General features: G+C 68.2%; 31 protein-coding genes. 20 read left to right on the forward strand and 11 right to left on the reverse strand.

Going from position 1 to position 26,535, the window contains the following annotated elements; genetic code table 11:
• Positions 1-15 precede the first annotated feature (15 nt).
• The 6 genes from pheT to JF290_RS11535 all read left to right on the forward strand — a co-directional run bounded on the left by pheT (position 16) and on the right by JF290_RS11535 (position 5,966).
• The gene (gene pheT, locus JF290_RS11510) at positions 16-2,412 is read left to right on the forward strand and encodes a phenylalanine--tRNA ligase subunit beta (RefSeq protein WP_199025027.1); all 2,397 of its coding nucleotides are present in this window, start codon (positions 16-18) and stop codon (positions 2,410-2,412) included.
• Positions 2,413-2,447: 35 nt separating this feature from the next.
• The gene (locus tag JF290_RS11515; RefSeq protein WP_199025028.1) at positions 2,448-2,897 is read left to right on the forward strand and encodes a YtoQ family protein; all 450 of its coding nucleotides are present in this window, start codon (positions 2,448-2,450) and stop codon (positions 2,895-2,897) included.
• 4 nt (positions 2,898-2,901) lie between these two features.
• Positions 2,902-3,855: a threonine-phosphate decarboxylase CobD gene (gene cobD / locus JF290_RS11520; RefSeq protein WP_199025029.1), complete on the forward strand. Its 954-nt coding sequence runs from the start codon at positions 2,902-2,904 to the stop codon at positions 3,853-3,855.
• Positions 3,852-4,775 carry an adenosylcobinamide-phosphate synthase CbiB gene (gene cbiB / locus JF290_RS11525; RefSeq protein WP_199025030.1) on the forward strand — a complete coding sequence of 308 codons (924 nt, stop codon included), beginning with the start codon at positions 3,852-3,854 and terminating at the stop codon, positions 4,773-4,775. The genes cobD and cbiB overlap by 4 nt, the downstream gene beginning before the upstream one ends.
• Before the next feature lie 169 nt (positions 4,776-4,944).
• The gene (locus JF290_RS11530; RefSeq protein ID WP_199025031.1) at positions 4,945-5,238 is read left to right on the forward strand and encodes a hypothetical protein; all 294 of its coding nucleotides are present in this window, start codon (positions 4,945-4,947) and stop codon (positions 5,236-5,238) included.
• An 83-nt stretch (positions 5,239-5,321) separates the two neighbouring features.
• Entirely contained in the window at positions 5,322-5,966 is a 645-nt protein-coding gene (locus tag JF290_RS11535; RefSeq protein ID WP_199025032.1) for a PRC-barrel domain-containing protein, read from the forward strand.
• A gap of 66 nt (positions 5,967-6,032) precedes the next feature.
• Here JF290_RS11535 and smc read toward each other — a convergent pair whose 3' ends face one another.
• Entirely contained in the window at positions 6,033-9,488 is a 3,456-nt protein-coding gene (gene smc / locus JF290_RS11540; RefSeq protein WP_199025033.1) for a chromosome segregation protein SMC, read from the reverse strand.
• 136 nt (positions 9,489-9,624) lie between these two features.
• Positions 9,625-10,032, reverse strand: a complete 408-nt coding sequence (locus tag JF290_RS11545) for a hypothetical protein (protein WP_199025034.1) — start codon at positions 10,030-10,032, stop codon at positions 9,625-9,627.
• 119 nt (positions 10,033-10,151) lie between these two features.
• Between JF290_RS11545 and JF290_RS11550 the strand changes: the two genes are divergently transcribed.
• Positions 10,152-10,922: an FCD domain-containing protein gene (locus tag JF290_RS11550; protein WP_199025035.1), complete on the forward strand. Its 771-nt coding sequence runs from the start codon at positions 10,152-10,154 to the stop codon at positions 10,920-10,922.
• Here the strand turns inward: JF290_RS11550 and JF290_RS11555 are convergent.
• The 7 genes from JF290_RS11555 to JF290_RS11585 all read right to left on the reverse strand — a co-directional run bounded on the left by JF290_RS11555 (position 10,919) and on the right by JF290_RS11585 (position 15,962).
• Entirely contained in the window at positions 10,919-12,328 is a 1,410-nt protein-coding gene (locus JF290_RS11555) for a hypothetical protein (protein ID WP_199025036.1), read from the reverse strand. The two genes, JF290_RS11550 and JF290_RS11555, sit on opposite strands and share 4 nt — an antisense overlap.
• Positions 12,325-13,182, reverse strand: coding sequence for a DUF5672 family protein (locus JF290_RS11560; RefSeq protein ID WP_199025037.1), 858 nt, complete (start codon positions 13,180-13,182; stop codon positions 12,325-12,327). Before JF290_RS11560 ends, JF290_RS11555 begins: the two co-directional genes overlap by 4 nt.
• 156 nt (positions 13,183-13,338) lie before the next feature.
• Entirely contained in the window at positions 13,339-13,902 is a 564-nt protein-coding gene (locus JF290_RS11565; RefSeq protein WP_199025038.1) for a F0F1 ATP synthase subunit B, read from the reverse strand.
• A 5-nt stretch (positions 13,903-13,907) separates the two neighbouring features.
• On the reverse strand, positions 13,908-14,480 hold the full coding sequence (locus JF290_RS11570) for a F0F1 ATP synthase subunit B' (protein WP_199025039.1): 573 nt from the start codon (positions 14,478-14,480) through the stop codon (positions 13,908-13,910).
• 89 nt (positions 14,481-14,569) lie between these two features.
• Complete coding sequence (locus tag JF290_RS11575) at positions 14,570-14,806, reverse strand: F0F1 ATP synthase subunit C (protein ID WP_199025040.1); 237 nt, start codon at positions 14,804-14,806, stop codon at positions 14,570-14,572.
• A gap of 61 nt (positions 14,807-14,867) precedes the next feature.
• Positions 14,868-15,575 (reverse strand): F0F1 ATP synthase subunit A, encoded by a 708-nt coding sequence (locus JF290_RS11580; protein ID WP_199025128.1) that lies wholly within the window; start codon positions 15,573-15,575, stop codon positions 14,868-14,870.
• A 54-nt stretch (positions 15,576-15,629) separates the two neighbouring features.
• Positions 15,630-15,962, reverse strand: coding sequence for an AtpZ/AtpI family protein (locus JF290_RS11585; protein ID WP_199025041.1), 333 nt, complete (start codon positions 15,960-15,962; stop codon positions 15,630-15,632).
• Positions 15,963-16,193: 231 nt separating this feature from the next.
• On the opposite strand from JF290_RS11585, the gene JF290_RS11590 reads away from it, so the two are divergent.
• On the forward strand, positions 16,194-16,520 hold the full coding sequence (locus tag JF290_RS11590; RefSeq protein ID WP_199025042.1) for an ArsR/SmtB family transcription factor: 327 nt from the start codon (positions 16,194-16,196) through the stop codon (positions 16,518-16,520).
• Here JF290_RS11590 and JF290_RS11595 read toward each other — a convergent pair.
• A complete protein-coding gene (locus JF290_RS11595) occupies positions 16,517-17,398 on the reverse strand; it encodes a DMT family transporter (RefSeq protein WP_328701244.1) in 882 nt (293 codons plus the stop codon). The genes JF290_RS11590 and JF290_RS11595 overlap by 4 nt on opposite strands.
• A complete protein-coding gene (locus JF290_RS11600) occupies positions 17,395-18,273 on the reverse strand; it encodes a LysR family transcriptional regulator (RefSeq protein WP_199025043.1) in 879 nt (292 codons plus the stop codon). The genes JF290_RS11595 and JF290_RS11600 overlap by 4 nt, the downstream gene beginning before the upstream one ends.
• A gap of 125 nt (positions 18,274-18,398) precedes the next feature.
• Between JF290_RS11600 and JF290_RS11605 the strand changes: the two genes are divergently transcribed.
• The 12 genes from JF290_RS11605 to JF290_RS11660 all read left to right on the forward strand — a co-directional run bounded on the left by JF290_RS11605 (position 18,399) and on the right by JF290_RS11660 (position 26,520).
• Positions 18,399-18,980, forward strand: coding sequence for an FMN-dependent NADH-azoreductase (locus JF290_RS11605; protein ID WP_199025044.1), 582 nt, complete (start codon positions 18,399-18,401; stop codon positions 18,978-18,980).
• 128 nt (positions 18,981-19,108) lie between these two features.
• Positions 19,109-19,921, forward strand: coding sequence for a peptidoglycan-binding protein (locus tag JF290_RS11610; RefSeq protein WP_199025045.1), 813 nt, complete (start codon positions 19,109-19,111; stop codon positions 19,919-19,921).
• Positions 19,922-20,168: 247 nt separating this feature from the next.
• Positions 20,169-21,668 (forward strand): signal recognition particle protein, encoded by a 1,500-nt coding sequence (ffh, locus tag JF290_RS11615; RefSeq protein ID WP_199025046.1) that lies wholly within the window; start codon positions 20,169-20,171, stop codon positions 21,666-21,668.
• Between the two features lie 124 nt (positions 21,669-21,792).
• Positions 21,793-22,353 carry a GNAT family N-acetyltransferase gene (locus tag JF290_RS11620; RefSeq protein ID WP_199025047.1) on the forward strand — a complete coding sequence of 187 codons (561 nt, stop codon included), beginning with the start codon at positions 21,793-21,795 and terminating at the stop codon, positions 22,351-22,353.
• Entirely contained in the window at positions 22,350-22,955 is a 606-nt protein-coding gene (locus tag JF290_RS11625; RefSeq protein WP_199025048.1) for a GNAT family N-acetyltransferase, read from the forward strand. The genes JF290_RS11620 and JF290_RS11625 overlap by 4 nt, the downstream gene beginning before the upstream one ends.
• A gap of 113 nt (positions 22,956-23,068) precedes the next feature.
• The gene (locus tag JF290_RS11630; RefSeq protein ID WP_199025049.1) at positions 23,069-23,365 is read left to right on the forward strand and encodes a chorismate mutase; all 297 of its coding nucleotides are present in this window, start codon (positions 23,069-23,071) and stop codon (positions 23,363-23,365) included.
• Between the two features lie 48 nt (positions 23,366-23,413).
• A complete protein-coding gene (gene rpsP / locus JF290_RS11635) occupies positions 23,414-23,797 on the forward strand; it encodes a 30S ribosomal protein S16 (RefSeq protein ID WP_199025050.1) in 384 nt (127 codons plus the stop codon).
• Positions 23,798-23,871: 74 nt separating this feature from the next.
• Positions 23,872-24,018, forward strand: coding sequence for a hypothetical protein (locus JF290_RS11640; RefSeq protein ID WP_199025051.1), 147 nt, complete (start codon positions 23,872-23,874; stop codon positions 24,016-24,018).
• On the forward strand, positions 24,018-24,533 hold the full coding sequence (gene rimM / locus JF290_RS11645; protein ID WP_199025052.1) for a ribosome maturation factor RimM: 516 nt from the start codon (positions 24,018-24,020) through the stop codon (positions 24,531-24,533). Before JF290_RS11640 ends, rimM begins: the two co-directional genes overlap by 1 nt.
• A gap of 74 nt (positions 24,534-24,607) precedes the next feature.
• Positions 24,608-24,769 carry a DUF1328 domain-containing protein gene (locus JF290_RS11650; protein WP_199025053.1) on the forward strand — a complete coding sequence of 54 codons (162 nt, stop codon included), beginning with the start codon at positions 24,608-24,610 and terminating at the stop codon, positions 24,767-24,769.
• A gap of 157 nt (positions 24,770-24,926) precedes the next feature.
• Positions 24,927-25,658 carry a tRNA (guanosine(37)-N1)-methyltransferase TrmD gene (trmD, locus tag JF290_RS11655; protein ID WP_233155290.1) on the forward strand — a complete coding sequence of 244 codons (732 nt, stop codon included), beginning with the start codon at positions 24,927-24,929 and terminating at the stop codon, positions 25,656-25,658.
• A 52-nt stretch (positions 25,659-25,710) separates the two neighbouring features.
• Positions 25,711-26,520, forward strand: coding sequence for a GNAT family N-acetyltransferase (locus JF290_RS11660; RefSeq protein ID WP_199025055.1), 810 nt, complete (start codon positions 25,711-25,713; stop codon positions 26,518-26,520).
• The last annotated feature ends 15 nt before the right edge of the window (positions 26,521-26,535 follow it).

Raw genomic sequence — 26,535 nt, forward strand, 5'->3', positions numbered from 1 at the left:
GCAGGATGCTGTCGCATGAAATTCACCCTTTCCTGGTTGAAAGACCACCTCGACACCCAGGCCAGTCTCGACGAGATCGTCCACGCCCTGACCGACCTCGGGCTCGAGGTCGAGGGCGTGACCAACCCGGCGGCGCGGCTGGGCGATTTCACCATCGGCAAGGTCTTGCAGGCCGAGAAACATCCCGAGGCCGACCGGCTGAAGGTCTGCAAGGTCGCCACCGACGAGGGCGAGATGCAGATCATCTGCGGCGCGCCCAACGCGCGCGAAGGCATCACCGTCGTCGTCGCCAAGCCGGGTGTCTACGTGCCCGGCATCGACACCACCATCGGCGTCGGCAAGATCCGCGGCATCGAGAGCTTCGGCATGATGGCCTCCGAACGCGAGATGGAACTCAGCGACGAACATGACGGCATCATCGAACTGCCCAGCGGCGAGATCGGCGAACGCTTCATCGACTGGCTGGCCGAGAACGACCCCGCCAAGGTCGACCCGGTGATCGAGATCGCGATCACCCCCAACAGACCCGATGCGCTGGGCGTGCAGGGCGTCGCCCGCGACCTCGCGGCGCGCGGCCTCGGCGTTCTCAGGGATCGCGACTACGACCCCGTCCCGGGCGATTTCCCATGCCCGATCCCCGTCTCGATCGACGACGACACGCGCGACGGCTGCCCGCTCTTCACCGGCCGGGTGATCCGCGACGTGCGCAACGGTCCTTCGCCGCAATGGCTGCAGGACCTGCTGCGCGCCATCGGGCTCCGGCCGATCTCGGCGCTGGTCGACATCACCAACTTCTTCACCTTCGACCGCAACCGCCCGCTGCACGTCTTCGACGCCGACAAGGTCGCCGGCGGTCTCAGGGTGCATCGCGCTGCGGGCGGCGAAACGCTGACCGCACTGGATGACAAGCCCTACACGCTGCAGCCGGGCATGATGGTGATCTCGGACGACAACGGCCCGGAAAGCATCGCCGGGATCATGGGCGGGGCCGAGACGGGCGTCACCGGCGAGACCCGCAACGTGTTTCTCGAAAGCGCCTACTGGAACCACGTCCAGATCGCGCTGGCGGGCCGCGCCTTGCGCATCAACTCGGACGCGCGCTATCGCTTCGAACGCGGCGTCGACCCCGAATTCACGCTCGAAGGGCTGGAACTCGCCACGCGCATGATCCTCGACATCTGCGGCGGCGAACCGTCCGACGTCGTGATCGCGGGCCAGGTGCCCGATCACGCCCGCGCCTACCGGCTCGACGCCGCGCGGGTGCAGAGCCTCGTCGGCATGGACATCCCCGAAAGCGAGCAGCGCCAGACCCTGACGCGGCTGGGCTTCCGGCTCGAGGGCAACCTCGCCCATGTACCCAGCTGGCGCCCCGACGTGCAGGGCGAAGCCGATCTCGTCGAGGAGGTCGCGCGCATCGCCTCGCTGACCCGGCTACAGGGCCGCCCGCTGCCGCGCCTCACCCCGGGCGTGCCCAAGCCCGTGATGACCCCGGCACAGCGCCGCCTGCAGGCGGCCCGGCGCACCTGCGCGGCGCTCGGCTACAATGAATGCGTGACCTATTCCTTCATCGATCAGGCCAGCGCCGCGCTGTTCGGCGGCGGCGACGACGCCACGATGCTCGAGAACCCGATCAGCTCCGAGATGAGCCACATGCGTCCGGCGCTGCTCCCCGGTCTGCTGCAGGCCGCCGCCCGCAACCAGGCGCGCGGCTTCATGGACCTGGCGCTGTTCGAGGCCGGCCCCGCCTTTCACGGCGGCGAGCCGGACGAGCAGCACACCCTGATCTCGGGCCTGCTGGTCGGGCGCACCGGCCCCAAGGACGTGCACGGGGCCGCGCGCCCGGTCGACCTCTATGACGTCAAGGCCGATGCCGAGGCGGTTCTGGCCGCCATCGGCGCCCCCGCCAAGGCCCAGATCCGCCGCGACGGGCGCGACTGGTGGCATCCGGGCCGGCACGGGGTCATCTGCCTCGGCCCCAAGAAGGTGCTCGGCGTCTTCGGCGCGATCCACCCCCGCGTTCTGGCGGCAATGGACGTCAAGGGGCCGGCCATGGGCTTCACCATCTGGCCCGACGAGGTGCCGCTGCCGCGCCGCAACTCCGCCACGCGCGACGCGCTCGAACTGCGCGACCTGCAGGCGGTCGAACGCGATTTCGCCTTCGTCGTGGATGCGGATGTCGAGGCGCTGACGCTGGTGAACGCCGCACAGGGTGCCGACAAGACGCTGATCGAAAGCGTCCGGGTCTTCGACGAATTCATCGGCGGCAGCCTCGGCGAGGGCAAGAAGTCGCTCGCCGTGACGGTCCGCCTGCAACCGCAGGACAAGACCCTCAAGGACGCCGAGATCGAGGCGGTGAGCGCCAGGATCGTCGACAAGGTCGCCAAGGCCACCGGCGGCGTGCTGCGCGGCTGACGCCGCCGCCATTGGACAACAGGAAAGGGAAAGCCATGACGCTGAACGTGTATCTGTCCGGAGAAATCCACACCGACTGGCGCGAACAGATCATCACCGGGGCCGAAGGGCTCGACGTGGTGTTCAACGCCCCGGTGACCGACCATGCCGCCAGCGACGATTGCGGCGTCGCGATCCTGGGAGAGGAACCGAACAAGTACTGGCACGACCACAAGGGCGCGATGGTCAACGCGATCCGCACCCGCAAGGGGATCGCCGACGCCGACGTGGTCGTGGTGCGCTTCGGCGATCAGTACAAGCAGTGGAACGCGGCGTTCGATGCGGGTTTTGCCGCGGCGCTCGGCAAGTCGCTGATCGTGCTGCACGGCCCGGACCACCAGCACGCACTCAAGGAAGTCGACGCCGCCGCCCTCGCGGTCGCCGAGGAGCCGCGCCAGGTCGTCGAGATCCTGCGCTACGTGCTGACCGGCGCGCTGCCGGGCTGATCCGATGCAGCCGGGCGGCGACGCGGCGCCGCGCGATCACGGCGGCGGGGTCGATGCCGCGATGGCGCGGTTCGGCGGACCGCGGGATCAGTGGATCGATCTTTCGACCGGCATCAACCCCGTGCCTTATCCGCTGCCCGACCTGCCCGCGCGGGACTGGGCCGCGCTGCCCGACATGGCCGCGCAACAGGCGCTGCTGCAGGCGGCGCGCGCAACCTGGCAGGTGCCCGCCGGCGCGGATGTCCTGGCCGCTCCCGGCGCCTCGGCCCTGATCGCCCGCATCCCGACCCTTGCCGCGCCAGGGCGTGTCCGGATCGCGCAGCCCACCTATAACGAACACGCCGCCGCCTTCGCCGCGGCGGGCTGGGACGTTTCCCCGGACGGACCGGCCGACGCACAGGTCATGGTGCATCCGAACAATCCGGATGGCCGGCTCTGGCAGGCCGAGGACGCCACCGCCGACCTCCTGGTGATCGACGAAAGCTTCTGCGATATCTGCCCCGAACGCAGCCTCGTGGCGCTGGCCGAACGGCCCGGTGTCGTCGTCCTCAAGAGCTTCGGCAAATTCTGGGGCCTCGCCGGGCTACGGCTGGGCTTCGCCATCGCACGGCCCGAAACGCTCGCCCCACTGGCCACGGCCCTCGGCCCCTGGCCGGTCTCCGGCCCGGCCCTGCGGATCGGCGCCGCGGCGCTGGCGGACAACGCCTGGGCCACGCGTACCCGCACCCGGCTGACCAAAGATGCCGCCCGGCTCGACGCGCTGGTGACTGGTCGCGGCGCGACGTTGGCCGGCGGCACCGACCTCTTCCGCCTCTACCGTGTCGATGATGCCGCAGCCTGGCAACGGCGGCTGGCGGACCGGTGGATCTGGTCGCGCATCTTCCCCTATTCCTCGACCCTGCTGCGCCTCGGCCTGCCGCCCGCGGAAGGCTGGTCGCGGCTGGAGCAGGCCTTGTGAGCACCGCCGCCGCGCTGGTGCTGGCGATGCTGCTTGATGCCCTTCTGGGCGAGCCGCGCTGGCTCTGGACGCGCCTGCCCCACCCCGCCGTGCTGATGGGGCGCGCGGTCGCTGCGCTGGACCAGCGCCTGAACGACCCGTCGCGGCAACGGCTCAAGGGCATCCTCGCGCTGCTGCTGCTCGCGGGCGGCGCTCTGGCGCTCGGGGCGCTGCTGTCACTGGGCGGTCCGCTGGTCGAGATCGTGATCGCGGCGATCCTGCTGGCGCAGAAATCTCTGGTTCAGCACGTGCAGGCGGTCGCAGACGGGCTGCGCCTGTCTACCGGCGACGGACGCCTCGCCGTTTCGATGATCGTCAGTCGCGACACGCGCGCCATGAGCGACGCGCAGATCGCCCGTTCGGCCATCGAAAGCGCGGCCGAGAACCTCAGCGACGGGGTGATCGCCCCGGCCTTCTGGTTCCTGCTCGGCGGGCTGCCGGGCCTGCTGCTCTACAAGGCGGTCAACACGGCCGACAGCATGATCGGCTACCGCACGCCGCGCCATGCGGCCTTCGGCTGGGCGGCGGCGCGCTGCGACGACCTGCTGAACCTCGCTCCCGCCCGGCTCACCGCACTGCTGATCGCGCTCCCCGCGCGCCAGCTCGGCAACTGGCGCGCGATCGCCGCGGACGCAGCCCTCCACCGCTCGCCCAACGCCGGCTGGCCCGAGGCCGCCATGGCCCGAGCGCTGAACCTCGCGCTGGCCGGACCGCGCAGCTACGACGGCAGGATGCAGGACCTGGCCTGGGTCAACGGCGGGGCCCGCCGCGAAATCGGCGCCGCCGATATCGATGCCGCCGTCAAAGTTCTCTGGCGCGCCTGGGCGGTTGCGCTTGTCGGGGTGATGCTGCTCGCCGCCCTGTCTGCACTGGCCGACTAGGCCGCTGGCCAGGTGCGGAGGCGGTCCGCACCGCCCCTCCATGCGCGGAGTTCCGCCGGGTCCCGCAAAATTTTCCCGGAACATTTTTTGGTCCATTCCGTTGATCCCCCACAAGACATGACGGGCCGCAACTCACCGGGCCTCATGCCAAAACGGAAAGGAACACGACATGAAACTGCTTCTTGCCACTACCGCACTCGCCATCAGTTTCGGCCTGCCGGCGCTGGCAGCCGGAAGCCAAACCGAGGCCGACGCGCCCAAGGCCGACTCCGTGACCGGAACCGACATCACCAACGATGCGGCCAAGCAGGCCGAAGGGTACGCCGCAGACGGACCCAAGGCCGACTCGGTCACCGGCGACGACATCACCGACCGCGCGAACGAGCAGAGCGAAGGCTATGCCGCCGACTCTCCCAAGGCCGACTCGGTTGTTGGTGACGACATCAAGACCGAAACCAACTGACCCGTTTCACGTCACCGCTCGCGCCCATCAGGGCGCGGGTGGCCCCTTCCGCGTCCAATCCAAGCCAAACTGGAGTAAACGATATGAAACATCTCATGACCACCACCGCCCTGACCCTCGCTCTCGCCCTGCCGGTCCACGCCGCAGGCACTGAAACGAGCGAAGACAACACGATGAAGCAGGCGACTGAATCGGTCGAATCGACCGCGAGCGACGTCGCCGAAGGCGCCAGCAACACCGCCTCCGATGCCGCCCAAGCTGTCGAGAACACGGCATCCGACGCTGCGACGGCGATCGAAAACACCGCCTCCGACGCCGCCAACGCGGCCGGCAATGCGGCTGACAAGGCCGGAGAGGTCGCTTCGGATGCAGTCGACGCGACCGGCGACGCAACTCGCTCGGCGCTGGACGGCAATGCCGGCACCCCGATGGAAGGCTTCGCAGCGGTCGCGCCCGAAGAAGTCACCGCCGATCAACTGGAAAATGCCCGGGTCTATGACTCCAAGAACGAATGGATCGGCGAAGTGTCCAAGATCGTGATGGACGCCGACGGTTCGGTCGACACCCTGGTCGTCGACGTGGGCGGCTTCCTCGGCATCGGCGAAAAGCCGGTCGGCCTCGATTTCACGGCGTTCAACCTGCAGAAGTCGGTCGAGGGCAACGAAGTCCGCGCCTCGGTCAAGGCGACCAAGGCCGAACTGGAAACCATGCCCGAATACGAAGGCTAACACCCGTCGGCTGACCACCACTCACAGAACAACGGCAAGGGCCCCCCGCGCGGGGCCCTTCGCACGTCAGGCCACAAGCGCCTCGGCCCGCTTCAGGTCGACCGAGACCAGCTGCGACACCCCCTGCTCCGCCATCGTGACGCCGAACAGCCGGTCCATCCGGCTCATCGTGACCGCGTGGTGGGTGATGATCAGGAACCGCGTGTCGGTCTGGCGGCACATCTCGTCCAGCAGATCGCAGAACCGCGTGACGTTGGCGTCATCAAGCGGCGCGTCGACCTCGTCCAGAACGCAGATCGGCGCCGGGTTGGCCAGGAACACCGCGAAGATCAGTGCCAGCGCGGTCAGCGTCTGCTCCCCGCCCGACAGCAGCGACAGGGTCGACAGTTTCTTGCCCGGCGGCTGGCACATGATTTCAAGTCCCGCATCCAGCGGATCGTCGCTTTCCACCATCACCAGGTTGGCCTCGCCGCCGCCGAACAGGTGCTTGAACAGCAGCGCGAAGTTGCTGTTCACCTGCTCGAACGCGGTCAGCAGCCGTTCGCGCCCCTCGCGGTTCAGGCTGGCGATGCCGTTGCGCAGGGTCTTGATCGCCTCTTCCAGGTCGGCCTTTTCGCGGGCGAGCGAGTCATGCTCCTCCTGCACCTCGCGCGCGTCTTCCTCGGCGCGCAGGTTCACCGCTCCCAGCGCGTCGCGCTGCCGCTTCAGCCGGTTCACCTCGGTTTCCAGCGTCTCGGCGTCGGGCATCGCGTCGGGCGTCGCATCCAGCCGGTTCAGCAACTGGTTCGGCGTCAGCTGCTGGTCCTCGGCGATCCGCTCGGCGGCCTGCACCACGGTCTCGCGCGCCGCCTCGACACGGGCCTCGGCCCCGGCCCGCGACTCGCGCGCTTCCGAGGCCGCGCGTTCGGCCTCCCGCTCGGCCTGCACGGCACCGCGATAGGCCGCCTCGGCACCGCTCAAGGCGTCGGCGGCATCGATCTTGCGCGAATCCGCCCGCGCGATCGCCTCGGCGAGCTCCTCGCGCTGCGCGGCGATCTCCTCGGGTACCGCGATCGCGGTTTCGAGCTCGGCCTCCGAGGCCGCCTTGCGCTCGGCCAGCTCAGCTATGCGTTTCTCGGCGGTCTCCAGCCGGTGCCGCCAACCGCTCAACTCCTTGGTGACCTCCTGGCGGCGCTTGGTGCGCGCCTCGCCCTCGCGGCGCAGCTCGTCATGGGCCGAACGGCGCGACATCATGGTGATGCGGCTCGCCTCGACCGTCATCTTCAGATCTTCCGCCGCCGCGCGGGCGGCGTCCAGGTCGCCAAGGTCGGCAAGGGCGCGTTCGGCCTCCAGCACGTCGCGCCGGGCCGAGATCCCCTCCTCCTCGTGCCGCGCCACGGCGAGGCCCAGCGATTCCAGCCGTCCCTCGGCCAGGTTGCGGTCGGCCTCCGCCCGGCTCAGCGCGCGGCCCGCCTCGGTCACGGCGCGGTCGGCGTCACGCCGCGCGGTGCGGGCGCGCTGGTCGGCTTCGCCCAGATGGGCCAGCCGCGCGGTCAGCGCCTCATGCGCCTGCACGGCACCCTCGGCCTCGGCACTGGCGCGGGCCAGCGCCTGCTTCAACTCTTCCAGCCGGTTCAGCTGCTGCAGGCGCAGCGCGGCGGCACTGGGCGCATCCTCGGCCCAGGCGCGATAGCCGTCCCAGCGCCACAGGTCGCCCTCCAGCGACACCAGGCGCTGTCCGGGCTTCAGCGCCGCCTGCAGGCGCGGGCCGTCATCCGCATCCACCAGCCCGATCTGCCCCATCCGGCGCATCAGCACATCCGGCACGGACACGTGGTTGGACAGCGGCGTGACGCCACCGGGCAAGCCCTGTTCGGCGTCATAGCGCGGCAGCACGGTCCAGCCCGACGGGCCGTCGCCGTCCACCTCGGGCGCGCGCAGATCATCCGCCAGGGCCGCCCCCAGCGCCTTTTCGAACCCCTGTTCCACCTGCAGCCGGTCGAGGATCTGCCCGCCCTCCGCGGTGTCGCGCTCGAGCAGCTTGCCGAGGGCCGAGACCTCGGCCTGCAGCGCGTTCAACTCGCCCGTCGCCTCGGACCGTTCGGCCCGCGCATCCGCCTCGCGCTCCTGCGCCTCGGCGCGCTCCGCCTCGGTCTGGATCAGCGCCTCCTCGGCGGCGCTCGCGGCGGCCACCGCCTCAGCCTCGGTCTCGGTCGCGATGGCGAATTCGGAACTCGCCCGTTCAAGCGCGGCGCGCGACTCGGCCATCGCGGCCCGCGCCTTCTCGGCTTCGGCTTCCGATTTCGACTCGGTCTTGCGGCTGTCGTCCAGCAGGCGCTGCGCCGATTGGTGCCGCGCCGCCAGCCGGGCCACGTCCTCGGTCTGCTGCGACAGGTCGGCCTCGCGCGCCTGCAGCACCTCGGCCGCCTCATGCGCCATCTCGGCGGCCTCGGCCAGCCGGTCGTCATGGCCCTCGGCGGCCTTGGCCAGTTCCCGCAGCTCCCAGTCCAGCCGCTCGATCGTGTCGTCCGCGTCGCGGTTCAGCCCGGTCTCGCGCTCGATGTCGCGGCCCAGCTGTTCGATCCGCCCCGTCAGCGTCTCGATCGCCTGGCGCGCGCGGGCGTCCTGATCGGCCAGCGTGTCGCGCTGCACCGTCAGCCGCTGCAGCACCGCGGCGGCGATCGCCTCCTCCTCGCGCAGCGCCGGCAGCGCCTCCTCGCTTGCGGCGCGGTCCTTGGCGGCCGCCCGTGCCGCGGCCTCGGCCTGCGCGGCGCCGGTGGTGCGCGCGCGCAGCACCTCCTCTGCGGCGGCGCGGGCCTCGTCGGCCTCCTTCCAGCGCCGGTACAGCAGCATGCCCTCGGCACGGCGCAACTGGTCGCCGATCTCGCGATAGCGCGCCGCTTGCCGGGCCTGCCGCGCCAGCTGCGCCAGTTGCGCGGCCAGTTGCTCGATCACGTCATCGACCCGCAGCAGGTTGGTTTCCGCACCTTTCAGCTTCAGTTCGGCCTCGTGCCGCCGCTGGTAGAGGCCCGAGATCCCGGCCGCTTCTTCCAGGATGCGGCGGCGGGCCTTGGGCTTGGCGTTGATCAGTTCCGAGATCCGCCCCTGTCCGACCAGCGCCGGTGAGTGCGCCCCGGTCGAGGCATCGGCGAACAGCATCTGCACGTCGCGCGCCCGCACGTCCTTGGCGTTGACCTTGTAGGCGCTGCCCACGTCGCGGGTGATCCGGCGGATGATGTCCAGCGTGTCACTGTCGTTGAACCCGGCGGGCGCGAGCCGCTCGGCATTGTCGATCTGCAGGCTCACCTCGGCGAAGTTGCGCGCCGGGCGGGTGGCGGCACCGGCAAAGATCACGTCCTCCATGCCCGAGCCGCGCATCGTGGTGGGACGGTTCTCGCCCATCACCCAGCGCAGCGCCTCCAGCAGGTTGGACTTGCCGCAGCCATTGGGACCGACCACCCCGGTCAGGCCATCCGCGATGATCAGGTCGGTCGGATCGACGAAGCTCTTGAAACCGGTGAGTCTGAGTTTTGAAAACCGCACGTCGCGCCCGCTGTTCTGATTCCTGCCCTTGGGTCGGGAATGTGCGGCCTTGCCCGTGCGCGAGTCAACGCGTTTGCGCTGTATCTGGTCAAATCGGCGGAGTTTTCCACAAGATATTGACGAAATTCCGCCGATGTCAGTAGGGATCGCAGTCATATTCCGAATAGGGACCATTCGGCATCTCGTCCAGCAAACCGCCGATCTCGAGACAGCTGAAGGACACCGGCCCGCGCGGGATCGGCCGGTCCGGCGCCCGGCCCGAGCAGGACAGCACCGCCGTCGCCTGCGCCTGGTCGCCCTCGATCTTCAGCACCCGGCAGCCGCTGACCTGCGCCATCGCGAAGGCCGCCCGCGCCCGGATCGGCCCGAACCGCGGCGCGTATTGCGGGTTGACCCGAAGCGCCTCGGCCCGTTCCCCCGCCACCCGCACGTCAAAGGCGCTGCCGTCCACCGTCACCCGCGTCGGCGCGATGCCGGCGAATTCCGGTCCCGCCGTGTTGCAGGCCGACAGCAGGAACAACGACAGGAGCAGGACCCGGATCATCCCGGCAGGGTGCCGCGATACCGGTTAACAAAGCCTTTCCCGACGGCTGTGCGACCCCGATACGGCTTGCCCGGCCCTCGGTCTGGTCATATCATTTGACCAATCTCCAAGAGGCCGCGATGCCGTTCCAGAAAGTCCAACCCGAAAAGCTCTCCAGTTCGGTCGTCCGGCAGATCGAGCTGCTGATCCTGCGGGGCATCCTGCGCCCGGGCGAGCGCCTTCCGGCCGAGCGTGAACTGGCCGAGCGGCTCGGCGTCTCCCGCCCCAGCCTGCGGGACGCGGTGGCCGAGTTGCAGGCCAAGGGTCTGCTGTCGACGCGGGCCGGTTCGGGGATCTACGTCGCCGAGGTGCTCGGCTCGGCGTTCTCGCCCGCCCTGATCGAGCTCTTCGCCAGCCATGACGAGGCGGTATTCGACTACCTGTCCTTCCGCCGCGACATCGAGGCGCTGGCGGCGGAGCGCGCCGCGCGGTTCGGTTCGGACAGCGATCTCGAGGTGATCCAGGCGATCTTCGACAAGATGGTCGCGGCCCAGGCCCGCCGCGCGCCCGAGGACGAGGCCCGGCTCGACGCGCAATTCCACAGCGCCATCATCGAGGCGGGGCACAATGTCGTCATGCTGCACATGATGCGCTCGATGTTCGACCTGCTGCGCCAGGGCGTGTTCTACAACCGCCAGGTGATGTTCCGCCAGAACACCACCCGCGCCGCGCTGCTCGATCAGCACCGCGCCATCAACACGGCGCTGCAGGCCCGCGACCCGGACGCGGCGCGCGCCGCCATCACCGCGCATCTCGACTATGTCGAGGCCGCGCTGCTCGATCAGAAGAAGGCCGAAGCCAACGAAGCCATCGCCCGCCTGCGCCTCGCGCACGAGACCGGCACCGGCTAGCGCCCCGCGGCCACCACATCGCCGCCGCTGCCCAACGGTTTGAACCCGGCCGCCTCCAGCCGGCCGAACGCATCGAGGATGGTCTTGCCGCGGGCATAGAACTCCTCGGGCCGGAACCGCGCGATCAGCACCCGGCATCCCGCCAGCACCTCCGGCTCCGCGCCCAACAGCTCGAGCGCCTCGCCTCCGAAATCGCAGACCAGCGCATAGGGCCCATCGACGCCGATGCGCCCAAGCGCGTTCGCCAACCCCCCCCGGAAAGACGCTCCGGTGTCCTCAGCCGTCACCTCGACGCGGCCCTTGCCGCCCGCCAGCGCGTTCTCCCGGCACAGCGCGACATCGCCGGAGGCAACGACGGCCAGCGGCACCTCGGGCGCAAGCCCGAGGTTGATCAACCCGGACAGCACGCCCAGCTCCGCGCCCAGGTGCACCACCGGCAGATCGCGCGGCAGGTGCTCGCCGATCAGCGCCCGCTCCGCTGCCTTGTAGCTGCCCTTGCGCAACGCCCGGTAGGTCGCAAACGGCACCTCGGGCGGACAGCGGAAAGTCACGCCCTCCAGCGTCAGCCGGTGTCCGGACAGCCGCCCGCGCAGGGCCCGTTTCGCCCGATGCGCCCAGCCCACGTGATCCGGCCCCAGCTCCCGGTCGCGCGCCCGCCGGCGCAGCGTGCGCGCGTCCATCCCGCCAATGTGAACCGTGGCGCAGGTGGTCGCCACCGCCCGGGGCGTCAACGCCCGTCGATACTTCGCCTCGAACCGCGCGCAGGCATCCCAGAACGTCTGGTCGATCCGTCCCGCGCCCAGGTGCTCGACCCGGAAATCAACCACATGCGCGCTGTGCCCGCGCAACCGCGCCTGGGTGACAAGGTCGGTGCCGTAGAAATGGAACCCCTGCAGATCGTGCGAGAACCCCAGCCGCGCATCCTGCCGCAGGATCAGCAGATCCTCGTCCAGCGACTCGACCGGCTCGGGCGGGCGACGCGTCGGGCCGGCGATCACCATCGCCTTCTCGTTGAGGTAGTAGAACCGTTCGCCGCCGCGCACGCCCGCATTGCCCAGCACCGCCCAATCCGGCGCGCTGGCATCCATCTCGGCAACGATGGCGCGCAGCCGGTCAGGGCCGTCCACCGCCAGCAGATCCTGGTGGCAGAGGATCACCAGCCGACCGCGCGCCGCGTTCGCCAGCCGGTTCAGCCCGGTATAGCCGTCGCCCTGGCTGCCCTCCCGGTTGTCCAGGTAGAGATACTCGGCGCAGCTGTCGTCGAACCCGACCCGCCGCATCGATCCGACCATGGCGCGGTACTGCTCGGCGTTCGTGACCAGCGTGCAGAAGGAAAATTCCAGATCATGCACCGGGTCCTCATCCGGCCCCACTGCGCGTGCGATCCCGCTCAAATCGTCGCTCATGCCTTGGCCTCCCCGCCTGCATCCGCCGCGCAGGCCGCCAGCACCGGCGCCACCTCCGCCGGAGCGTGCGCGGCCCAGAACCCCGGATCATAGCGCTGGAAGGCGTGGCACCCAAAGGGCAGGTCGTCGGTCAGCGCGAACAGGTCCGCCGGGCAGGTCTCAAACGCAAAGCGCGCGGCGGTTTCAGGCGTCGGCACACGGAACCCGGGGAACACCGCCGGAACGACTTCTGTCCAGAACACGTCCTCGTTCAACCCGGCCCGGCGGAGCACGATACGGCGGCGCGTGGCACCCGCCAAGACGGTATTCGCGGCCCGGATCAGCCCCAACCGCCCCGCCGCGCGCATCAGCCGGCTGCGCCGCACCGGGATCATCTCGCGCAGCACGTCCAGCGCAGCCGGGACATGGCGCAGCGACAGGCCACCATTCAGAGAGGAGAGGAACCGCAACGGCCGCTCGGGCGCGTGATAGCCGCGAAACATCGGTGCGCCGACGAACCCGTAGTCCGGCGTCAGCCACTCGGCGAGGGTGTCGCGCAGGATCAGCGCGTCATGCTGGCAGATCAGCACATGGCTGAACGCCGCGAACCGCTGGAAAAAGGCGGCGCCCGTCAGCAGGCGGTTATAGCCGTCGATTCCGCGGAAATCGTCATCCGCGAACAGCTCGACACCGATCTCGGCACCGGTCTCGCCGGCGAGTTGCACCGCCAGCGCGTCCAGCAGTCCGCGCTGCCCCGGCCCGCCGATCAGGGCCGCCGGATAGGCCGACAGCATCGTCAGGTTGTGGCGCAGCACGCCCATCTCGGCCTCGGTAAAGGGCCGGTAGACGGGGATCACGATGCAGCAGCTGGGCATGGGAGTCGCGTCCCGGGTCTTGGCGCGCAGCCCGTCGGGCGGCCCGCAGGTGTCCGGCCCGCCCGGACAGCGCGAGGGGCCGGTCGCGTTCCGCGCCGGCCCCCGATTGTGTCACGTCCGCCCGCCCGATGCCGGGCCGGCGGGTTTCCGGCGCACTCAGTGCAGCTTGGCGTCGACCTGCGCGATGGCGTCGTCGATCAGCCTGTTGCCCTCCGCGGCGGTCATCTGCTTGGCGATCACCTCCTTGGCGGCGGCGACGGCGATCATGATGGCCTGGTCCCGCACATCCTTGATGGCGGCGGATTGCGCACTGTCCAGCTGGTCCTCGGCGGCGGCCAGACGGCGCGCGATCGAGGTCTTGAGGTCTTCGCGTGCCTTCTCGGCGGCCAACTTGGCATCTTCGCGTGCCGAGGCGACGATGCGGTCGGCCTGCTCCTGCACTTCCTTCTGCTTGCGCTCGTAGGAGGCCAGCAGCGTCTGCGCCTCTTCGCGCAGCGCGCGGGCCTCGTCCAATTCGGACTTGATGCCCTCGGCCCGCTTGTCGAGCATCCCGCCCAGCATGCCCGGCACCTTGTAATAGGCCAGGACACCCAGAAACAGGATGAAGGAGACCGTCACGACGAAGTCGGTGTTGGACAGCGAGAAGAACGGGCCGGAGGCGGCCAGCGCGGGGCTGGCCGTGGCGGCGACCGTCAGGGCGGAGGTGGTGAGGATACGCATGTGTCTCATCCCTTCAGCCGGCTGTCGACGGCGGAACTCACCGCGTCGGATTCGGCCTTGCCGCCCATCGCCGCGACCAGTTCGGCAGCGGTGTCGGTGGCGACGATCTTGATGCTGTCCAGCGCGCTGGCGCGGATCTCGGCAATCGCCTTCTCCGACTCGGCGGCCTTGGCGGCGATCTCGGCATCGGCCTTCTGGATGGCGACATCCAGGTCGGCCTGCATGTCCGCCTTGGCCTTGGCGATGATCTCCTGCGCCTCGGCACGGGCATCGGTCAGGGCCTGGTTGTAGGCGGCCTCGGCCTCGACGGCGCGCGCCTTGAGATCCTCGGCGGCGGCGAGATCGTTGGTGATCGTGCCCTGGCGCTCGGCCAGGATCGCCGCGATGCGCGGCAGCGCCACGCGGGTTAGCACGAGGTAGATCACGACCAGCGTGACCACGAGCCAGAAGATCTGGTTCGGAAAGCTCGAGAAATCGAGCTGCGGCATGCCCGGCGCGGCATCGGCAGCGGCGTGGGAGTCCACCCCGACCGCGTCGGCCAGACCGTCGCCGGATGCGTTATGCGTCTCAGTTGCCATGTCGTTCTCCCTGGGAACCTGCCGTTACATCGGGCAACGCATCACGAAGATGCGCCGCCCGAGCGTAAGGATGAAGTTTCCGAAGAGACTTAGACGGCGAACATCAGCAGCAGGGCGACGAGGAACGCGAAGATCCCCAGCGCTTCCGCGAACGCGATGCCGATGAACAGCGTCGCGGTCTGACCGGCTGCGGCCGACGGGTTGCGCAGGGCGCCCGACAGGAAGTTGCCGGCCACGTGGCCCACACCGATCGCGGCTGCGCCGGAACCGATTGCGGCCAGGCCTGCGCCGATGAATTGACCCATTTGTGCGATATCGCCTTCCATGATCTTGTCTCCTTACGATGGAATTTGGGGATGGGGTGAAGAACCGGGACGTCGCCCGGCCCTAGTGATGCGGATGCAGTGCGTCCTTCAGATAGACGCAGGTGAGAATGGTGAACACGTAGGCCTGGATGAACGACACCAGCACCTCGAGCCCGTAGATCGCCATGACGCCGATGATCGCGATGGGCGCGACGGCGGCGACCTGGGCGAACCCCGCGAACACCTTCAGAACGGCGTGTCCGGCCATCATGTTGCCGGCAAGACGAATGGAATGGCTGACCGGCCGCACGAAATACGAGATCAGCTCGATGATCGCCAGCACCGGCCGCAGCGCCAGCGGTGCGCTGGAGACCCAGAACAGGCTCAGGAACGAAGCACCGTTCTTCACGAAGCCGAGGATCGTCACCGCCAGGAACACGCCGAACCCCATGATCGCGGTCACCGCGATGTGGCTGGTGGTGGTGAAGGACATCGGGATCAGGCCCAGGAAGTTGGCCACGACGATGAACATGAACAGCGTCATGATGTAGGGGAAATACTTGATCCCCTCCTTGCCGGTCACGTCCTCGACCATCTTGTAGACGAAGCCATAGGCCAGCTCGGCCACCGATTGCCCGCGCGAGGGCACGATGGCGCGCTTGGAGGTGGACAGCACCAGCAGCAGGACGATCGCGACGATGGACAGCGCCATCCAGAGGGTCACGTTGGTCGGCGTGTACCAGGCGATCGGTCCGTCGCCGAACAGCGGCTTGACGATGAACTGGTCCATCGGGTGAAAAACCAGACCGCCTTGTTCCGCACCCTGCGCTTCGCTTGCCACTTGTCAGGTCCTCTCGTCTGTCCTGTCGGCCTCTTCGGCCAGTTTCGTCTCTTGTATCTCTTGCGCGCTGCGCAGCATCGTCTTGATGCCGGCGGCCAGCCCCAGCAAGGTGAACAGGACCAGGAAGATCGGTATCGTCCCGAACAGGCTGTCCAGCCCGTATCCCATTCCGAACCCGATCGCCAACCCGGCCACCAGTTCGATCACCATGCGCCAGGCCAGCTGTGCCTGAGAGTAGTGTTCGTCCTTGTGAGACGTCTCCGGTTCGGCCTTTCGGGCCGCCGCCAGCCGGGCCTCAAGCTGCGCCAGACGCCGCTTTTGGTCCTCGTCGGTCACCGGGTTGTCCCCCATGCAGTTCAGGCATGGTGCTAAGGGGCGCAGGCGGCAGAGTCAATCGCCGTGAATACGCCGGTGCAGGCGGCTCAAGCCATTGTTTTATTGCATGTTTCCTACCTGTCAGACACGGCGGCACAATCGGTCGCAGGCGCCGGGCGGCGTGCAGGGGCCGGTTTGGCATATTCAACCATCCGGTTGACGATCCCGGGGCGCAGGCGCTAGGGCAACCGCATGTCCGATCCGCTCGACGCCATATTCGCGGCCCTCGCCGACCCGACCCGCCGGGCGATCCTGACCATGTTGCTCGAAGACGACATGGCCGTGACCGACGTGGCCGCGCCGTTCGACATGTCGCTGGCGGCGATCTCCAAGCACCTCGCCATCCTGACCCGCGCCGGTCTGATCGCGCAGGAAAAGCGCGGCCGCGTCAAATGGTGCAAGCTCGACCCCGACGCGATGCGGCTGGCCAGCATCTGGATGCAGGGCTTCGGGCAGTTCGAACCGGTGAACCTCGACGCCTTCGAACGCTTCCTCGCCGCCGAACTCGACGGCGCCTAGCCGTCGTCGCGCAGCAGCAGCAGCAGCGCCAGCACCGTCATCGCGATCCCCACGAGGATCAGCAGCGGCGGCGCGCCGTTGCCCAGCGCGATCTCCCACAGGATCACCCAGCTGGGCGTCAGGTAGGTATAGGCCATCACCTTGGCCGAGGGCAGCCGCAGCGCTGCGATCCGCACCAGAAGGAAGGTGCCCGCGGTGGCGAAGACGGTGACATAGGCCAGCGTGATCCAGACGATCCCCGGCAGCGCCGCCCAATCCGTCGCACGGATCTCGGGCCAGGCCACCACCAGCAACAGCAGCGCGCCGGCGGACACCACGCCAAAGGTGAAGGCCGCCGCGGGCTCGCCCCGGCTGAGCTTGCGCATCAGCGCCGGGTACAGCGCATGGGCGATGCAACCCCAGAAAAAGATCCACTCGCCGCGCCCGATCTGGAAGGCGCGGAACGCCGCCCAGTCGGCGCGGAAGATCACCCAGAGCGCGCCCACCGCCCCGATCGTCAGCGCCAGCACCATCCGCGGCGTCGTCGTCTGGCGCAGCAGCAGCCAGCCGAACGCGCCCGCCATCACCGGTGTCAGGGTGAACACCGCCGCTGCGCTGACCGGCGGCGCGGTCTTCAGACCCTCGAACATGGTCACGAAATAGACCACGTAGAGACCGCCCAGCAGCAGGTAGCGCCACGGCGCCGCGAAGGTCGCGCGCGGCAATCCCGTGGTGGCCAGCGCCGCCACCGCCATCAGGACCGATGCCAGAACGAAGCGCAGCGCGGTAAAGGCGGTCGGCGCGATCTCGTTCGCCATCAGCCCGCCCAGCGCGAAGGACCCGGCGACCAGCGCCGAGAAGGTCAGCATCGACAGGTGACCGACAGTCTGCGGCGTCACAGGCTCCAGTCTCCGGCGCGGTCCTTCAGGAACCGCGTGAAGCTCTGCACCTTGGTCGTGCGGTGCAGGTCGACATGGGTGACCAGCCACAGGGACGAGGCCCACTCGGCGCGCGGCGCCATCACCTCGACAAGGTCGTCGTGCCGGCGCGCCCGGTGCTGCGGCAGGAACCCGATCCCCGCCCCCGACAGCACCGCCCGCTCCAGCGCCCGCCCGTCGCTGGCGCGGAAGGTGATCGCCGTCTCCGGCAGGTTGGCGCGCAGCCAGATGTTGAAGGGCGCCCGGTTGTCGCTGTCGTCATTGGCCACGAAACGGTGCCCGGCAAACGCCTCGATGCTGTCCGGCACGCCGTGCTCCGCGACGTAGTCCGCGCTGGCATAGAGCCCGGTCTGCAACTGCGCGAAAGGCTGCACCACGTTGTCCGGCTGTTCCGGCGCGGCGCCCGCGCGGATCGCCACATGCGCCTCGCCATATTCCAGCCGGAACAGCCGCTCCCCGGTCAGGTAGCGCACCACCAGGTCGGGATGCAGGCGCTGGAACGCGATCAGGATCGGCACCATCAGGTGCGAGAAGCCGTTCAGCGCGGTGACGACCAGCTCCCCCGCCACCGCGTCCCCCTGCCCCTTGAGTCGCCCGACCAGCTGGTTGAACTGGTCGTCCGTGGCCTGCGCCACCCGCAGAAGGTCGCTGCCCGCCTCGGTCGGCGTATAGCCACGCGCATGGCGCTGAAACAGCTTGATGCCCAGCCGGGACTCGATCGAATCGATATGGCGGATCACCGTCGCATGGTGCACGCCCAGAACCTCGGCCGCGCCGCTGACCGTGCCGATCCGGGCGACCTGGTAGGCGGTGCGCACCTCATCCCAATTGTCCATCTGTCGGCCTCTTCTGTGCAAATTCCCACATACACGGTGAGTTTTCGCCGGTTGCGTTCGAATGCGCAAGAACCATTTCTATCGGCACATCCGGCAACACAAGCACACACACAGGACATCCATCAATGACACAGACCCTTCTGCACATCGACAGCTCCGCCCGCGGCACCGGCTCGACCTCGCGCCAGCTCAGCGACCGCATCGTGACCCAGCTGGCGCCCGCGCAGGTCATCCGCCGCGACCTCGCCGACCCGCTGCCCCAGATCACCGAGCCCTGGATCGGCGCCAACTTCACCCCCGCAGCCGACCGCGACGCCGCCCAGCGCGATCTGCTGGCCCTGTCGGACACGCTGGTCGACGAGCTGCGCGCCGCCGACACCATCGTGATCGGCACGCCGATCTACAACTTCACCATTCCCGCCAGCCTGAAGGCCTGGATCGACCTGGTCTGCCGCGTCGGGCTGACCTTCGAATACACGCCCGAAGGCCCGCGCGGGCTGCTGGCCGGCAAGCGGGTGATCCTCGCCGTCGCCTCGGGCGGCACCCAGGTCGGCTCCGAGATCGACTTCGCCACCGGCTACCTGCGCCATGTCCTCGGCTTCATCGGGCTGGACGAGGTGCAGATCATCGCCGCCGACCGGCTGGTGCAGGACATGGACGCGGCGCTCGTCGCGGCCAATGCCCAGATCGACGCCCTCGCGGCCTGACCGCGCGCCCGGGACGGCCGCCACGGCCGTCCCCTCCGCCCGAGCGCGATTCCTGTCCCGCGATGCGCGAAATTGTGCTACGTTCTCAACACGCTGATTGAACCACATGCATTTGAGGACGGATTTCGATGGACACACGCACGCTTCAGCAATTGCTCGCCGCGGCCGGCTATTACGCCGGCGGACTTGACGGCGATTTCGGTCCCAAGACCTTCGCCGCCATGCTGGCGGTCGAAGCCAAGCACGCCGACGGCTACACCTTCGACCCGACCACCACCACCGAGGCGCGCCGCCACACGGCCTGCGCGCAGGCCTGCCTCGAGGAACTGGGCCATGCGCCCGGCACGATCGACGGCTGGGTCGGCGCCAACACGACCGAAGCGCTCAACGCCTTCCTGTTCCAGACCATCAACGGCAAGCCCGAGGAGATCGAGCGCGCACCGCTGCCGAACGCGCCCAGGGTTTCATCGATCCCCAGCCAGAGCGAGGTCGATCGCGTCTATGGCACCCCCGGCGCGCAGATCAAGTCGCGGCTGACCATGATCGAACTGCCGTTCAAGCTGCGGATCGACTACAACCTGCGCCAGTCCACCAACAAGATCACCGTGCATCGCGATTGCGCGCCGCAACTGGAAAAGGCGCTGATCGAGGTCCGCGACCATTACGGCGCCGAGGCGATGCGCGACCTGGGCATCGACCGCTATGCCGGCACCTACAACCACCGCAAGATGCGCGGCGGCAGCAAATGGTCGATGCACGCCTATGGCTGCGCGATCGATTTCCACCACGGCCCGAACGGGCTGCGCACGCCCTGCCCGCAGGCGCTGTTCTGCGGTCCGGACTACAAGGCGTTCCTCGACATCATGGAAGCCAACGAATGGTTGCCCGCGATCCGTCTCTGGGGCAAGGACGCGATGCACTTCCAGCGCGCCACGCTGTGACCGGCGCCGCCGGGCCGACACCGGTTGACTCGGCCGCCGCGGCCGCCTAGAACGCGCCAATCCCGGAAGTCACATGCTTCCGGTCCCCTTCCGAATGGGGATCGCCCTCCGTCAGCGCGTTGCGCCCACGGGGGCAAAGCCGTTTGGTTTTGTCTCCGCCGCGATGCGCCGGTCCGGGCATTTGTGCATTCATCCGCGCCTTCCTAGATTGGGGGCATCGGAAACCGACAACGGAGGCCGCGCGGCCATGTTCGAAAACCTCTCAGACCGCCTCTCCGGCGTCTTCGACCGGCTGACCAAGCAGGGCGCGCTGTCCGAAGAGGACGTCAAGACCGCCCTGCGCGAGGTCCGCGTCGCGCTTCTTGAGGCCGATGTCTCGCTGCCGGTGGCGCGCGACTTCATCAAGACGGTGCAGGACAAGGCGACCGGGCAGGCGGTGACCAAGTCGGTCACGCCGGGCCAGCAGGTCGTCAAGATCGTGCACGACGCGCTGATCGACGTGCTCAAGGGCGACGGCGATCCCGGCGCGCTCAAGATCGACAACCCGCCCGCGCCGATCCTGATGGTCGGCCTGCAGGGCTCGGGCAAGACGACCACCACCGCCAAGCTCGCCAAGCGGATGAAGGAGAAGGACGGCAAGCGCGTCCTGATGGCGTCGCTCGACACCAACCGCCCCGCCGCGATGGAACAGCTGGCGATCCTCGGTGCGCAGATCGGGGTCGACACCCTGCCCATCGTCAAGGGCGCGACCCCGGTGCAGATCGCCAGGCGCGCCAAGACCCAGGCGGGTCTGGGCGGCTATGACGTCTACATGCTCGACACCGCGGGCCGGCTGCATATCGACGCCGAGCTGATCCAGCAGGCCGCCGAGGTGCGCGATGTCGCCAACCCGCGCGAGACGCTGCTGGTGGTCGATGGCCTCACCGGGCAGGACGCGGTCAATGTCGCCACCGAATTCGACGACAAGATCGGCGTCACCGGCGTCGTCCTGACCCGGATGGACGGCGACGGGCGCGGCGGTGCGGCGCTGTCGATGCGCGCGGTCACCGGCAAGCCGATCCGCTTCGTCGGTCTCGGCGAGAAGATGGACGCCATCGAGACCTTCGAGCCCGACCGCATCGCGGGCCGCATCCTCGGCATGGGCGACATCGTTTCGCTGGTCGAGAAGGCGCAGGAAACCATCGAGGCCGAACAGGCCGAGAAGATGATGAAGCGCATGATGAAGGGTCAGTTCAACATGAACGACCTCAAGATGCAGCTCGAACAGATGATCCAGATGGGCGGCATGCAGGGCATGATGGGCATGATGCCCGGCATGAAGAAGATGGCCAAGCAGGTCGAGGATGCAGGCTTTGACGACAAGATCCTGAAGCAGCAGATCGCCCTGATCCAGTCGATGACCAGGAAGGAGCGCGCCAACCCGCAGATCCTTCAGGCCAGCCGCAAGAAGCGCATCGCCGCCGGCGCCGGCATGGAGGTCAGCGATCTTAACAAGCTGATGAAGATGCATCGCCAGATGGGCGACATGATGAAGAAGATGGGCAAGATGGGGAAGGGCGGCATGCTGAAACAGGCCATGCGCGGCATGTTCGGCAAGGGCGGCATGCCCGCCGACATGGACCCCAAGGCGCTCGAGGCGGCGGCCAAGCAGATGGGCGGCAAGCTGCCCGGCGGCATGGGCGGCATGGGCGGAGGCGGCGGATTGCCCCTGCCCCCCGGCCTGTCCGGTTTCGGAAAGAAGAAGTGATGCAGCGGCGCCCCTCGCACCGTTGCGGCGCGCGGCAGGAGCGTCGCGCCCTCCCCTGCCCCCGCAAGGGGGGCCGGTCGGGCGCGAGCCGGGTCGCTGACGCGTCCCGGCGGGAGCAGCCCCGATGACACCGCATCTGGCCGATACCCCGGTGCTGGAGACCGACCGGCTGGTGCTGCGCGCGCCCGGCGCGCAGGACTGGCCCGGCTTCAACGCCATGATGGCGAGCGAGCGGTCGCGCTTCATCCGCCCCGGCGACCTGGACGAGGGCCAGATCTGGCGTTCCTTCGGCCATGTCATCGGCCATTGGGTGATGCGCGGCTGGGGCCTGTTCACGATCACCGCGCGCGGCGATGATACCGCGCTGGGCATGGCCGGCCCGTGGTTCCCCGCCGGCTGGCCCGAACCCGAGATCGGCTGGTCGCTCTGGCAGCCCGACGCCGAGGGCAAGGGCTATGCCTTCGAGGCCGCCACCGCCACCCGCGGCTTCGCCTATGACGTGCTGGAATGGGACAGCGCCGTCAGCTACATCGCGCCGGACAACACCCGGTCGATCGCGCTGGCCGAGCGGCTCGGCGCACGGCCCGACCCCGCCGCCGCCTATCCGGGCGACACGCCCTGTGTCGTCTATCGCCACCCCGCGCCCGACTCGCTGGCCGATGGCGGCATGGAGGCCTACGCATGACCGCGCTCTCGATCCCGGTTCTGAAAACCCGGCGGCTGGTCCTGCGCGGGCCCGAGCCCGAGGATTACCCCGATTTCAAGGCCACCTTCACCAGCTACCGCGCCCGCTTCATGGGCGGCCCGCTGAACGCCTATGAAAGCTGGATGCTCTATGCGGCCGAGATCGGCCATTGGGCGATCCGCGGGTTCGGCATGTGGATGATCCACGACCGGCAGACCGACGAGACCTATGGCATGGCCGGCGGCTGGAAACCGGCGAAATGGCCCGAGGCCGAGATCGCCTGGGTGATCTGGCCCTCCGCCGCCGGCAACGGCATCGCGCTCGAGGCGACGCACGCGGCGCGGGACCATTTCTATCGCCACTGCGGCTGGCAGACCGCGGTCAGCTATATCGACCCCAAGAATCTCGACAGCATCCGCCTGGCCGAGCGGCTGGGTGCGAAGAAGGACCATGACGCGCCCAGCATCGATGGCAATGACGCGGTCTATCGCCACCCGACTCCGGCACAGCTTTCCGGCACCCAGCTGGCGCACGGGATCGAGATGGAGATCGGCCACTACGCCGATCCGCTGTTCAAACCGAAAGGCTGGGCCCTTGACTGACCGTTTCCGCGCCCCGCCCCGTGCCGACGCCGCGTATGCACGCTGTCTGCACGCGATATGCACGCCTGGCACAGGGCCGTTTCGCCCCGCGCCGATGCCCCAAGGAGAACCCCGTGTCTGATCCCGTTTCCCGCGCCGCGACGCTTCTCAAGGACCACCGCGCCAGCATCGACCGGCTCGACGCGATCCTCGTCTATACCCTGGGCGAGCGGTTCAAGCACACCCAGGCCGTTGGCAAGCTCAAAGCCGAACACGACCTTCCCCCGTCCGATCCGACCCGCGAGGCGGCCCAGATCGCACGGCTCGAAGACCTGGCGAAACAGGCCGACCTGGACCCTGAATTCGCCAAGGCGTTCCTGAATTTCATCATTCAGGAAGTCATCCACCACCACGAGAAACATCAATCTTAACAGGACCATGCGCCACCCGGCGCACCAGCCATTCAAAGGAGAACACCAATGGCCATGAAAATTCGTCTCGCCCGCGGCGGGTCCAAGAAACGCCCCTTCTACCGCATCGTCGCCGCCGACAGCCGGATGCCGCGCGACGGCCGCTTCATCGAGAAGCTCGGCACCTACAACCCTCTGCTGCCCAAGGACAGCGAGGACCGGGTGAAGATGGACATCGAGCGCGTGCAGTACTGGCTCGGCCAGGGCGCCCAGCCCACCGACCGCATCGCCCGCATGCTCGAAGCCGCCGGCGTCCGCGAGAAGACCGAGCGCAACAATCCCAAGAAGGGCACCCCCGGCGACAAGGCGAAAGCCCGCGCCGAGGAGAAGGCCGAGAAGGCCGCGGCAGCCGCCGCACCGGCCGAGGCCCCCGAAGCCGAGAGCGCGGAATAAGCGCTTGATGCGCCTTGTGAAAATCGCGCGGCCCCATGCCGGGGCCGCGTCCGAGCCAGCCCGGTTGACGCCGCATGTTCAGACCTTTCCGCACACTCATCCTGCTCGTCTTCGCGTTTCTCGCGGGGGTGTTCTATGAGCGCAACGGCCATCTCGAGCGCTGCGAAGCCAATGGCGGACGCATCGTCGATTCGCTCTGCGTACCGGAGGGGGTGTCCTGATGCCGGGTGACGACATGATCTGCGTCGGCGCCATCGCGGGCGCCTTCGGCGTGCGCGGCGAGGTGCGCCTCAAGAGCTTTTGCGCGGTGCCAGAGGACATCGAAACCTATGCGCCGCTGGTGACCGAGGACGGCAACCGCAGCTTTTCCGTCGCCCTGATCGGATCGATTCAGAACGGCTTCACCGCGCGGCTCGGCGGCATCGACACCAAGGAACAGGCCGATGCCCTCAAGGGCGTGCGGCTCTACGCGCAGCGGGCGCAACTGCCGATGCTGCCGGATGACGAATACTACCACGCCGACCTGATCGGCCTGCCGGTGCACGACACCGGCGGCACACTTCTGGGCGAAGTCCGCTCGGTGCTGAACCACGGCGCCGGCGACCTTCTCGAAATCCTCGCGCCGGGTGCGAGCGACACGGTTCTTCTGCCGTTCACCCGCGCCATCGTCCCGACGGTCGATCTGGCCGCGGGCCGCATCGTGGCCGACCCGCCCGAGAACATGTTTCCGGCCTGACGGGAACCTTTCGCGCCCATCGGCGTTACCTTTTCGCAGCCGATGAGACCATCGGACCAACAGAAAGGTGACCCATGCTTGAATGGATTCTGATACTTCTGGTCGTCGCGGCAATCGCCGCCATGCTGGGCTTCGGCCGTCTCTCTGGCGTCGCATTGTCGGGCGCAAAGATCCTGATCGTGGTCGCCTTGATACTGTTCCTGCTGATGCTGCTCGGGGTCTTCGCGATCGCCTGATCCCGCGCTTCTGCGCGGGAAGCAGAACAATCCCATTTGCATGGCCGCGCCGATGACGTAAGACGCGGCCATGTCCGATACAGGCGGAAAACACGGCAATTCACAGCGCTCGCTGGGCAGAAAGACAATCCGTCCTTCGCTGAAACCGCGCGAGTTGATGACACCCATTCCCGATCTCAAAGGGGTATGGGCTGCCCGCATCATTACCCTGTTTCCAAACGCGTTTCCCGGTGTTCTGGGCGAGAGCCTGACGGGCAAGGCCTTGCAGGATGGCCTCTGGAAACTGGAAACGATCGATCTCCGCGACTTTGGCATCGGCAAGCACCGCAACGTCGACGATACGCCCGCCGGGGGCGGCGCAGGCATGGTCTTGCGCGCCGATGTCGTCGGGCCAGCGATTGAATCCGCACAGGCCGGGACGGGGCCGAACTGGCCGCTGATCTACCTGTCTCCGCGCGGCAAGCCGATGACCCAGGCATTGATGCAGAAGCTCGCCCGCGCAGATGGGGTGACTCTGCTCTGCGGCCGGTTCGAAGGCGTCGATCAGCGCGTGCTGGACCACTACAACGTGCAGGAAGTCAGCCTTGGCGATTTTGTCCTGACTGGTGGTGAGATCGCCGCTCAAGCCCTGATAGACGCCACTGTCCGCTTGCTCCCCGACGTGCTCGGCAATGCCGACTCCACGGTCGAGGAAAGCTTCTCCGGCGGCCTGTTGGAGCACCCCCAATACACCCGCCCCGCAACCTGGCAGGGCCACGACATCCCCGAGGTGCTGATGTCAGGCCATCACGGTCGCATCCGCGACTGGCGGCAGATGCAGTCCGAAGAGATCACCCGCACGCGACGCCCGGACCTGTGGTCCGGATTTCAGGAAAAGAAAGACACCTGAGGCGGGATGGTGCTCTGTCCTTTCGATCACGCAGCGCGAAAGGCCCGACCTCATGTTTGACGACAGCTTCTTTGGGACCGATGCACAACAGGGCCTGCTGCGCCGGGGTCGTGCGCTCCATGATCTGCTGAACGACGCGCCAAACATGTCCTACTACGGCCGAACTGTCGGCTTGTTGCGTCCGGAGCCGGGCAGTCTCGACACGCTGGAGCGATTGATTGCGATACAGGGCAGCAGCACCTATTCCGATCTGACACGGCAGGAGGCCAGCGCCCTGCGCCTCCAACTGGACGCGCGCGGCTATTCGGGCACACGTTATGACGCCTGGGAGGGCGACGATGACGCCCTGAAAGCGGCCCGACGGATCCTATCCAACCATGCCCTGCCAGAAGATATCCGCGTCGTGACCCTCGACGCCGATGCAGCGGAAACAGACCTTGCCGCCCTTGCAGGGGTCGCCCTCTCCTGCGGGGTCCTGCCGATCGCCGGATCGATGCTGCGCGGGCAGACCCGGCCGGGCGTTGGACTGGTGGCGCTGGACGCGAACGGGCGCGCTGTCTGCTGCGCAGCCGCTGCGGCGTTTGCGCGGGACGACGATCCAAAACGCGGTGATCAGTGCTGGTGGGGCATGCTGGCCACCGATCCGGACAGGCGCGGACAGAAGCTGGCCTTGATCCTGGGCGCGCTGGCGATGCAACAGATGCATCAGAGGTTCGGATTTGCCAGCTTCATGACCGGTGTTCAGCCCGGCAATGCGCCTTCCGAAGCCGTTTGCCGGGCGTCCGGTCTGCAGGACCGGGGGCGGACCATCCTGACCGTCGTGGATGCGGCAGTTCTGCCCGGCGGCAAGCTGACCAGCTAGGCGCATTGCGCTCTT

The organism is Sedimentitalea arenosa (assembly GCF_016428585.1).
Classification (GTDB): Bacteria; Pseudomonadota; Alphaproteobacteria; order Rhodobacterales; family Rhodobacteraceae; genus Sedimentitalea; species Sedimentitalea arenosa.